Source organism: Kitasatospora sp. NPDC041988, assembly GCF_055588525.1.
The window spans coordinates 48,364-58,137 of record NZ_JBVJCO010000053.1 but is presented as its reverse complement, the minus strand read 5'-3'; the positions used below and the strand labels follow the sequence as shown (position 1 = coordinate 58,137).

Below are 9,774 nucleotides of genomic sequence, written 5' to 3'. Positions count from 1 at the left end.
TACCTCCATGCTGCCCGGGATCCGGGAGACGGCGGCGATTCCGCCGGTGGTCGCGGCGCTGCCGGGGGGTGCGAGTTCGAAGGCCTGCCAGTTGCTGCCCTCGTACCAGTAGCGGTCCTGGACGGAGCCGTTGGCGCCGACGTACCAGACCTCCATGCTGCCCGGGATCCGGGAGACGGCGGCGATTCCGCCGGTGGTCGCGGCGCTGCCGGGGGGTGCGAGTTCGAAGGCCTGCCAGTTGCTGCGCTCGTACCAGAAGCGGTCCTGCACCGAGCCGTTCGCCCCGATGAACCAGACCTCCATGCTGCCGGGGATGCGCGACACCGCGGCGATACCGCCGTTGAGGGAGGCGCTGCCGGCGGGCGCCAGCTCATAGCGCTTCCACGGCGACCCGTCGTACCAGTACGCCCCCTGGACGGAGCCGTTCGAGGCGACCCACCAGACCTCCATGCTGCCCGGGATCCGGGAGACCGCCGCGAGCCGGCTCGACGGATCCGAGCTGCCGGCCGACGAGAGCGTGAATTGGTTCCAACTCATCTGGGGTCCTCCAGTGCTTCGCTGTCGGAACACCCGGGCCGGAAGGACCCGGCCCGGTCCGCCTGAGCCGTCGTCCGGTCTCCCGGGCCGAGTGCTCAACGCGTGCTCTCACGTTAGGAATTCGCGCCGACAGCGGCATGAGGCTGTGGTCCCGAGTGCGTCCCGGGACCAGCGCACCAGCCGGGAACGCCCCGCCGTGGGACAGCCGGGACCGCCCCGCCACGGGACAGGCGGGAACGGGCGGCGGCAGGCGGGACGGCGGACGGTCAGCGGTAGTAGGGCGTGACCACGGCGCGTACCTCGTCGAGCAGCGCCGGGCCCTCCTGCGGGACGGGGAGCCGGCCGCTGCCCGGCCTGATGTCCAGGAGCTGTTCGTTGGACAGGGCGAACACCACCCGCCGCAGCCCCGCCTGCTGGATGGCCGCCTCGCACATCCCGCACGGCTGGCAGCTGGTGTACATCGTGGTTTCCGCCGCCGTCGCCGCGTCCAACTCCCGCGCGGCCCACCGTGCGAGCTTCAGTTCCGGGTGGGCGGTGATGTCCCGGTCCGTGAGGGTCGTGTTGCGTTCCTCGGCCAGCACCGTGCCGTCCGGGCCGGCCAGCAGCGATCCGAACGGCGGGTTGCCGCTGGTCCGTGCCTCGGCCGCGAGCACGATGGCCTGCCGCAGGAGGGTGTGGTCGTCGGGGGTGGTCATGACTGCTCCGTAGGGGTGCGGCGTGGGTAGAAGTGCGCGGCCACGGTGGCGAGTGCCTGCCAGGCCGGCTGCGGGTGGCAGGTGTCGCGGGGGTCGCCGCTGTAGGGGTCGAGGACGACGGTGTCGGCGCCCAGCAGCCGCAGTTGTTCGAGGTCGGTCATGATCTGGTCGATCGTGCCCTCCCCGGCGAGCCGCTGCGGTCCGCCGACCGGGTTCGCTGTGGGCTTGAGGGCGATCCGGGGGGCGAAGGCGGGGACGGGGCGGTGCTGTTCGTCGGCGAGCTCCCTCAGCCTGGCCACGGATCGGCGCAGCATCGGCAGGGTGCAGCGCAGCGGGTGCCAGGCGTCCCCGAACCGGACGGCCCGGCGCAGGCCCGCCTCGCTGTTGCCGCCGACCCAGACCGGGATCCGACGGGCTCCGTAGGCGGCGGTGTCCGCCCAGGCCGCCTTGACGCCCTGCAGGTGGGCGTCGGTCAGGCGACCCCGCTGCTCGAACGGGATCCCGAGGGCGGCGAACTCCTGCCGTGCCCAGCCCACCCCCACGCCGAGGACGAGCCGGCCGCCGCTCAGCTCGTTCAGGTTGGCCGCCATCCGGGCGGTGAGCAGCGGGTGCCGGTAGGGCGCGATGAGGACGGTCGTGCCGAGCCGGACCCGGCCGGTGACGCCGGCCAGCCAGGACAGGGTGGTGAAAGGCTCGTAGAAGGGGGCCGGATAGCGCTCGGCGACGTCGGGTGTGATGGCGACGTGGTCCGAGACCATCAGCAGGTCGAATCCCAGGCCCTCCACCGTCTGGGCCCAGCTGCGCAGGACTCCCGGGTCGGTGCCGGGGCCGAAATTGAGGACGTTGACTCCGATCTTCACGACCTCAAGGCTAGCCAGGCCGTACGGGCCGTCAGAAGGGATTCCTGCCTGTTCAGGGGCGGTTGGCCCGTGGATTCACCGGTAATCTGGGCGGATGACCGAGAGTCTTGACGCAACGGACTGGGCGATCCTGGCCGAGGTCCAGCAGGACGGCCGGATCCCGTTCACGGAGCTGGCGCGGCGGGTGAACCTCAGCGCGTCGGCGACGACGGAGCGGGTGCGTCGGCTGGAGACGGCCGGGGTGATCACGGGGTACCGCGCCGAGGTGGACCTGGAGCGCACCGGGTATGCGGTGCTGGCGGTGGTCCGGCTGAAGTACCCGGGGCCGGGGACACGGCACGAGCCGCTGCGTCGTCTGGTCGAGGAGCGCCCGGAGATCCTGGAGTGCCTGCGTACCACCGGGGACGACTGCTACGTCCTGAAGGTGGCGACCACGTCGATGGGTCATCTGGAGGAGATCGTCGACTCCCTGGCCCAGTTCGGGAGCACGACCACCAGCCTCGTCCTCAGCCGGACGCTGCCGTTCCGCGGCCCGCGCGTGCCCCGGGCGGACACCCCGCCGCTCTGAGGCCCTCGGAGCGGTCAGCCGGAGCCACGCCGCGATCGGGAGGCTGCGACCGGGAGGGCGCGTTCGCGTGGCCCGGCGCCGCGCGGCTGACCTCCCAGGTTTCTCCCAGGAACGAGCAACCGAACGGACGTTCCCTGCTGTCTCTCCTGACACCGGGCATGCGGGCCCGGGCGGCACAGGAACTGGGCACCGGAACGCGATGAACCTGACTGGCACTCCCTTCTTCGTCCTCACGATCGTCCTGTTCGTGGGCTCCATCGCGCTGGCCATGGCGCAGTGGCGGGGCCGAGGGGTCTTCGGACGGATGCGGGGCGTACGCGCGCCGGGCGGAGCAGCACCGGTTGGAGGCGCGTCGGTCGGAGGCGCACCGGGCGGTGACGCGTCGGAGGGTGACACGCCGGCTGGTGACGCGGCGGAGCGAGGCGCACCGGGCGGAGGTGCGCCGGGCGCGGTGGCCGGACGCGGGCGTGGCCCGCTGCGGGCGCTCTCCTACCTCGGGACCATCCTGCTCTGTCAGTTCACCGCCGTGGCCATGGTCTTCGTGGTGGTCAACAACGAGAACCAGCTCTACGACAACTGGGGCGACCTGCTGGGCACCTCGAACCACGTCCGGGCCGTGCCCGTGCCCCCGAAGGACGAGGGCCTCGCCGGGGACCGGGCCGCCGCCTCCGCCGCGGCGTCCGCGGGCGCCTCCGCCGCGCCCGCGCCCAAGGTGCCGCAGGCCTTCCACGCCCCGGATTCCGACGCCGTGCCCAGGAGCGTCAAGCAGGCCGACCTCAAGGGCAAGCTCTCCGGCGTCGACGGCGAGGTCCTGGTCTGGACGCCCCCGCAGTACGACGACCCCGCGTACAAGGACAAGACCTTCCCGGTGGTCGAACTGCTCGTCGGTTACCCCGGTGCGTCCAGTGCCTGGTTCGGCGACACCATGGACGCGACCAAGCAGCTCGAACCGCTGATGAAGTCCGGTCAGGTGACGCCGTTCATCCTGGTCTCGCCGCGCGTCACCCTGCTCGGCAAGACCGACACCGGCTGCGCCGACGTCCCGGGCAAGGTCAACGCCGACACCTGGCTCTCGCGGGACGTCCCGCAGATGGTCATCGACAACTTCCGGGCGGACACCACCGCGGACCGCTGGGCCCTGTCCGGCTACTCGGCGGGCGCCCACTGCGCCAGCCGCCTCGCCCTCGCCCACCCCAACCGCTACCGCGCCGCGATCAGCATGTCCGGCTACAACGACCCGGCCGCCGAGGCCGTGTCGCTGACCGCCAAGGACCCGAAGCTGCGCGAGACCTCCAACCCCCTCTACATCCTCACCCACGCCGCCACCCCGCCGAACGTCGCGCTCTACGTGACCGGCAAGCGGGGCGACGGCCTGGAGGACGCGACCGCCCTCCAGCAGGCGGCGAAGAGCCCCACCACCGTCACCCCCGTCGAGACCACCGGCCCGCACCTCACGTCGACCTGGAAGCCGCTGGTCGTGCCGACCTTCAAGTGGCTGACGGGGATCATCCCGCCCCGGTAGGGGTGTCTGCGGCCGGCTGGGCCGAGCGGGCCCGGCACGAGGCCCGGCCGGCCCAGCCCGGTCGGCCGCGCCGGTGCGGGTCATCCCGCCCGGCGGGCGGGCGGAACGGCCGTGCGGGAGTACCGTGCCACGACGAAGAGGAACAGTCCGCAGGCCACCACGACCAGCCAGCCGGGCCGGGACGCCTGGACGAGACCGTCCGGGCCGGCACCCGCGACCAGCCCCCCGGCGACGGCGATGCCGACGGCCGAACCGATCTGGCGGGCCGTGGAGGTGATCGCCCCGGCCACGCCCGCCCGAGCCGGCGGCAGACCGCTCACGGCGGTGTTGGTGATCGGCGCGTTGGCGAAGCCGAAGCCGGTACCGATGAGGAGGTAGGCCGCCAGGAGCAGCGGAAGGTTCACACCCTGCTCCGGACTCAGCAGGCAGAGCGCTCCCCCGGCGGTGATGAAGCCACCCGCGAGGAGGAGCGGCCGTCGTGCTCCGACGCGCCCCACCAGGTGGCCGGACAGCGGTGCGCAGACGGTCGCCCCCAGCGCCATGGGCAGGGTCGCCGCGCCCGCCGCGAGAGGCGTCCAACCGCGAGCGTGCTGGAGCCAGAACGTGGTGAGCAGGAGGCTCACGGTCAGCGCGACGAACACCGCCACGGCGCCCAGGACCGCCGTGGTGAACACCGGCCGCCGGAAGAGCCCGAGGTCCATCAAGGGTTCGCTCCGCTGCCGTTCGACCCGCGCGAATCCGGCCGCCGCCGCCACGGCCAGGACGTAGCCGGTCAGCGCCAGGGGCGAGGTCCACCCGATGCGGGGCCCTTCGATGAGCACACCGACCGTGACGAGAACGGCGACGGTGAGGAGCAACTGGCCGGGCAGGTCCGGCCGCCGCGCGCGCTCCGCGCGGGACTCGGGCACGAACACGGCGCTCAGGACGACGGCGGCGACGATGACCGGAGCGTTGACCCAGAACACCGACCGCCAGCCGAACGCCGCGATCAGCGCCCCGCCCGTGACCGGCCCGGCCGCCATGCTGAGCCCGAAGACCGACGCCCACACGCCGATCGCCTGCGCGCGCTCCTTCGGGTCGGGCATCGCGTTCACCACGATCGCCAGGGCCACCGGGCTGAGCATCGAGGCCCCGACCCCCTGGAGGGCCCGCGCCGCGACGAGGACGCCCATCGACGGGGCGATCGCGCAGGCGAGGGAGGCCACGCCGAAGACCACCAGTCCGCACTGGAACACGCGGCGGCGTCCGAAGCGGTCCGCGAGCGCGCCGGACGAGATCAGGAGGCTGGCCAGGACCACGGTGTAGGCGTCCACGATCCATTCCAGACCGCGCGTCCCCACGCCCAGGCCACGCCCGATCGTCGGCAGGCCCACGTTGACGATGGTGGTGTCCAGGCCGACCAGGAACATGCTCAGCGCGCAGACGGCCAGCACCGTCCAACGCCGCCGCACACTCAGTGCGGGTCGGACAGCCAGGGATGTTGTGCTCACGGGCCCACCTTCCAGTCCGGGATTTCCGGTGTGCCCATGCTCGGATCGGGCGTGGGCGTGGGCCCACCGAATTTGCGGAGACTGCAAAACTGGACGTGTGGATGCCGAACCAGAGGGAGCCGAATTCATGCAGGCCGAACCCGTACCACCAGCCGAACCCGTACAGGCCGAACGCGCCCGGGCCGAACGCGCCCGGTCCGTGCAGTCCGAACCCGTGCAGTCCGAACCCGTGCGGGCCGGGGTCGCGGAAGCCGAGCTCGCCGAGATCCTCGACGGCATCGGGCCGCGGCTGCGCGCCCTGCGCCGCGACCGCGGACTCACGCTGGAGGCGCTCGCGGCCGAGGTCGGCATCTCGGTGAGCACGCTGTCCCGCCTTGAGTCCGGCAAGCGCCGCCCGACCCTCGAACTGCTCATCCCGCTGGCGCGCGCGCACCGCGTCGCACTCGACCAGCTGGTGGCGGCGCCGGCCACCGGCGACCCCCGTGTCCACCTGAAGCCCCGCCGCAGGGAGCGCGGCAGCGTGCTGGTGCCGCTGACGCAGTACCCGGGACGGGTCCAGGTCTTCAAGCAGGTACTCGCGCCCCGTGAACCGAAGCTCGTGACCCACCTCGGCTACGAATGGCTCTACGTTCTGGCCGGCGAACTCCGCCTCCTCATCGGAGAACGCGAGTTCACCCTCCGTCCGGGTGAGGTGGCCGAGTTCGACACCGGCGAGCCGCACTGGTTCGGCCCGGCCGGCGCGAACGCCGTCGAGATCCTGCACCTGTTCGGGCCGCACGGCGATCAGGCCGTCGTCCGTACCGGGCCGTCCTCGGCACACGCGTCACCGTGAGCCCCCGCCGGAGCCCGTCGGGTTTCCGACGGCCGTGACCGCCAGGGCGAGAGCGGTCACCGCTGCCAGCACACCCCAGGCCGGCGCGAAGCCGTGTGTGGAGTCCTTGAGCAGGCCGAGGGCGGGCGGTACGAGGATGACGGCGATCTGAGTGACCGCCATGGCCAGGCCGAGGGCGAATCCCGTCCTGCCCGGCGGGGCCGACTCGGCCACGCAGGCGACCCACGGGCCGTACCAGCCGATGCCGAAGAACCCGAGCCAGGTGAACAACACGCAGGCTGCCACGGGGGAGTGGCCCACGGGCGTGATCAGCGCCGCCATCCCCACGACCACCGCGGCCATGCACGTCATCACCGGGGCGTAGCGCCCGGACCGACTGCGGTCGCTCCAGGCGGCCAGGCAGATGCGCCCGGCCGCGCCCGCGCACTGGGTGACGACGAGGACGACGGCCGCCGGGCCGGCTCCGAGCGACGTCACGTCGTGGAGGTACAGCGCCGTCAGGACGCCGATGCCGCAATGCACCGAGACCAGGCTCATGCCGGACAGCATGATCTTGACCATGGCCGGTTCGCGCAGCATCCGCACCCGGCCACCGCGTCGCGACGCGAGCGAGTCGCGCGGCCCCGTCCCGGGGCGGGCAGCCGGGGCGGCCGGCAGGTCCGGGGCGGAGGGGGCCTTCAAGGGGGGCGGTTGTCGGTAGAGGCCCATGAAGACGCCGGCCCCCAGCAGTGCGACGGCTCCGCCGGCCGCGAACGCCGCCCACAGGCCGAACGCCTCGGCGAGGCAGGGCAGGACGGCTGCCGCAAGCGCCCCGCCCAAGGGGAGCCCGGCCTGGCGGATGCCCATCGCGAGGCCTCGCCGGGAGGGGTCGAACCAGGACGCCACCGACTTGCTCCCGCCGGGCTGCGCGGTGCTGTAGCCCGCGCCGACCACCAGCAGCACGAGGAGCAGGGATCCGTAGCCCTGCACCAGACTGCCCGCGGTCAGGCCCGCGGCGACCACGCCGGCGCCGATCCCGACGACCCAGCGCTCGTTGTAGCGGTCCAGCAGTTCCCCGGCCACCAGCAGGCCGACCAACGGGACCAACTGGGCCGCCGAGAGCAGCAGTCCGAGCTGGGCAGTACTCAGGTGCAGGTCGCGCTGGAGCGGGACGCCCATCGCGCCGATGCCCTGGACGAAGAAGCAGGACGCGGCCTGGGTGAAGGTGGCGATGCCGAGGACGGCCCACCGGTACCGCCCGCCGCGTGACGCGCCCGCACCGGCTGCGGCGGGTGTGTCTGGTGCGTCGGTCGCGGCAGCGGCGGGTGCGTCGGCGGCGACACCGGCGGTGGGCAGGTGGTGGCCGGTCACGGGCGCCAGTACAGGGCCGGGTCGGGGTGGTCCACGAAGCCGAGTTCACGGTAGAGCGGTTCGCCCTCGTGGGAGGCGTACAGGTCCACCCGGGCGACGTCGCGCTCGCGGAACCAGTCGAGCAGGCCACGCATGATCGCGCGGCTGTGCCCGCGCCGACGGTACGCGGGGGCAGTGACGACGCCAATCACGAGTCCGGCCCGGCCGTTGCGCAAGTGCGGTCCGGGCAGCCGCTGTTCGACCGATCCGATGCCGCAGGCGGCGAGGCCGTCACCGTCGTCGCCGTCCACGACGAGGATCCGCATGGCGTCCGCGGCAAGCTGCCGCTTCAGGACGTCGGCCAGCGCGTCCCGCCAAATGTCGTCCCCTGACGAGGGGTTGAAGTACTCGCCGCCGAGCTGCTCGAACAACAACGCCCGCAGGCGGACGAGTTCGGCGATGTCGTGCTCCGTGGCCGGCCGTACCGGCGAGTGGTGTCCGTTGGGGTGGCTGGTCTGGTGACTGGTGGGGTGACTCATGCCGACCAGAGTGTTGTCATGGTCTTGTGCATCTCAACCCTTACGGCGAAGACGCCGTGAACCTGGCCGCCGACCTCGCCAACCGACGCCCCACCACCGCCGAGGAGCTCGCCGACCGTTGCCGCGCGGCCGGGCTCGTGGTGGACGGCCCGACCACGCCGCAGGATCTGGACCGCACGGCGGACGCGCTGGACACCTGGGAGAAGGTCGTCGACGCCGCCGACGCGAGCGACCGCGCCGAGCTGCTCAACCGGATGCTGGCCGCCGCCTCCGACCACCCGAGGCTGACCGACCACTCCGGCGACGGCTGGCACCTGCACTACCGGGACGACCGGCAGTCGCTCGGCCGGCTGCTCTGCTCGCTGATCTCCGTCGGCACCGCGCTGCACCTGGTGGGCCGGGGCATGCACCGCCTCGGCCGGTGCGCGGTCGCCGAGTGCACCACGATCTTCGCCGACACCTCCCGCACCGGGCGGCAGCGCTACTGCTCCCAGCGCTGCGCCAACCGCGACGCGGTACGCCGGCACCGCGCGAGGTACGCGCGATGACGGCACACCAGCGCACGCTGCGCCCCGGCGCTGCTCAGGCCCCGATACTGCGGACGCCCCGGTGCTGCTGAGGCCCCGATACCGCTCACGCCCCGGTGCTGCTCATGACTCGATGGAGCCGGAGCCGTGGCGGAAAAGCGCTGTGGCCGGGGAACGGCCCCGTGCTTACATGGGCCGCATGGTGTCGACCGACCGACTGCTGGCATTCGCGGCCATGTCCTTCCTGCTGATCGTGATCCCCGGCCCCAGCGTGCTGTTCGTGATCGGGCGGGCCCTGGCGCAGGGGCGCCGGGCCGCGCTGACCACGGTCGTGGGGAACATGCTCGGGGCCTACGTACTCGTCGTGGCCGTGGCGTTCGGGGTCGGGGCGGTGGTGGAGCGCTCGGTCCTCGTCTACACCGGGCTGAAGCTCGTCGGCGCCGCGTACCTGGTCCACCTCGGCGTCAAGGCGGTACGGCAACGCGGTTCGCTGCAGGCCGCGTTCGCCGGCGACGGCCCTGCGCGCGGCGGCCTGCGCACCCTGTGGGAGGGGTTCGCGGTCGGTGTGGCCAATCCCAAGACCATGGTGTTCTTCGCCGCCGTGCTCCCGCAGTTCGTGGACCGCGGCCGGGGGCACGTCACGGTGCAGATACTGCTGCTCGGCCTGATCTTCAACGTCATCGCGGTGGTCTCCGACAGCCTCTGGGGGCTGGTCGCGGCCACCACGCGGAGCTGGTTCGCCCGCTCGCCGCAGCGGCTCGCCCTGGTCGGCGGGGTCGGCGGGCTCACCATGATCGGCCTCGGCGTCACCGTCGCCGTGACGGGCCGTAAGGACTGACAGAGGCGCTGCTGTTGGCGTACGTTCGACGGGATCG

At 72.7% G+C, this 9,774-nt stretch carries 11 protein-coding genes; 5 read left to right on the top strand and 6 right to left on the bottom strand.

The window, feature by feature from the left end; all coding sequences use genetic code 11:
• The 3 genes from ACZ6NC_RS35665 to ACZ6NC_RS35655 all read right to left on the bottom strand — a co-directional run.
• The coding region (locus ACZ6NC_RS35665; RefSeq protein ID WP_465738026.1) for a PLL family lectin at window positions 1–537 on the bottom strand (537 nt) is incomplete at its 3' end.
• Window positions 538–803: 266 nt separating this feature from the next.
• Entirely contained in the window at window positions 804–1,232 is a 429-nt protein-coding gene (locus tag ACZ6NC_RS35660) for a nucleoside deaminase (RefSeq protein WP_465738025.1), read from the bottom strand.
• Window positions 1,229–2,092, bottom strand: a complete 864-nt coding sequence (locus ACZ6NC_RS35655; protein ID WP_465738024.1) for an LLM class flavin-dependent oxidoreductase — start codon at window positions 2,090–2,092, stop codon at window positions 1,229–1,231. Before ACZ6NC_RS35655 ends, ACZ6NC_RS35660 begins: the two co-directional genes overlap by 4 nt.
• A 94-nt stretch (window positions 2,093–2,186) precedes the next feature.
• Here ACZ6NC_RS35655 and ACZ6NC_RS35650 point away from each other — a divergent pair, with 94 nt between their 5' ends.
• Both ACZ6NC_RS35650 and ACZ6NC_RS35645 read left to right on the top strand, forming a co-directional pair.
• A complete protein-coding gene (locus ACZ6NC_RS35650) occupies window positions 2,187–2,660 on the top strand; it encodes an Lrp/AsnC family transcriptional regulator (RefSeq protein ID WP_465738023.1) in 474 nt (157 codons plus the stop codon).
• A 451-nt stretch (window positions 2,661–3,111) separates the two neighbouring features.
• The gene (locus ACZ6NC_RS35645; RefSeq protein WP_465738022.1) at window positions 3,112–4,182 is read left to right on the top strand and encodes an alpha/beta hydrolase; all 1,071 of its coding nucleotides are present in this window, start codon (window positions 3,112–3,114) and stop codon (window positions 4,180–4,182) included.
• An 80-nt stretch (window positions 4,183–4,262) separates the two neighbouring features.
• Here the strand turns inward: ACZ6NC_RS35645 and ACZ6NC_RS35640 are convergent, their stop codons facing one another.
• Window positions 4,263–5,672 carry an MFS transporter gene (locus tag ACZ6NC_RS35640; protein WP_465738021.1) on the bottom strand — a complete coding sequence of 470 codons (1,410 nt, stop codon included), beginning with the start codon at window positions 5,670–5,672 and terminating at the stop codon, window positions 4,263–4,265.
• A 127-nt stretch (window positions 5,673–5,799) separates the two neighbouring features.
• Between ACZ6NC_RS35640 and ACZ6NC_RS35635 the strand changes: the two genes are divergently transcribed.
• A complete protein-coding gene (locus tag ACZ6NC_RS35635; protein WP_465738020.1) occupies window positions 5,800–6,504 on the top strand; it encodes a helix-turn-helix domain-containing protein in 705 nt (234 codons plus the stop codon).
• Here ACZ6NC_RS35635 and ACZ6NC_RS35630 read toward each other — a convergent pair.
• Together ACZ6NC_RS35630 and ACZ6NC_RS35625 are read right to left on the bottom strand one after the other, a co-directional pair.
• Window positions 6,496–7,854, bottom strand: a complete 1,359-nt coding sequence (locus ACZ6NC_RS35630; RefSeq protein ID WP_465738019.1) for an MFS transporter — start codon at window positions 7,852–7,854, stop codon at window positions 6,496–6,498. The genes ACZ6NC_RS35635 and ACZ6NC_RS35630 overlap by 9 nt on opposite strands.
• Entirely contained in the window at window positions 7,851–8,372 is a 522-nt protein-coding gene (locus ACZ6NC_RS35625) for a GNAT family N-acetyltransferase (RefSeq protein WP_465738018.1), read from the bottom strand. Before ACZ6NC_RS35625 ends, ACZ6NC_RS35630 begins: the two co-directional genes overlap by 4 nt.
• Before the next feature lie 26 nt (window positions 8,373–8,398).
• On the opposite strand from ACZ6NC_RS35625, the gene ACZ6NC_RS35620 reads away from it, so the two are divergent.
• Together ACZ6NC_RS35620 and ACZ6NC_RS35615 are read left to right on the top strand one after the other, a co-directional pair.
• Window positions 8,399–8,920 (top strand): CGNR zinc finger domain-containing protein, encoded by a 522-nt coding sequence (locus ACZ6NC_RS35620; protein WP_465738017.1) that lies wholly within the window; start codon window positions 8,399–8,401, stop codon window positions 8,918–8,920.
• A 178-nt stretch (window positions 8,921–9,098) separates the two neighbouring features.
• A complete protein-coding gene (locus ACZ6NC_RS35615; protein ID WP_465738016.1) occupies window positions 9,099–9,737 on the top strand; it encodes a LysE family translocator in 639 nt (212 codons plus the stop codon).
• Window positions 9,738–9,774 lie beyond the last annotated feature (37 nt).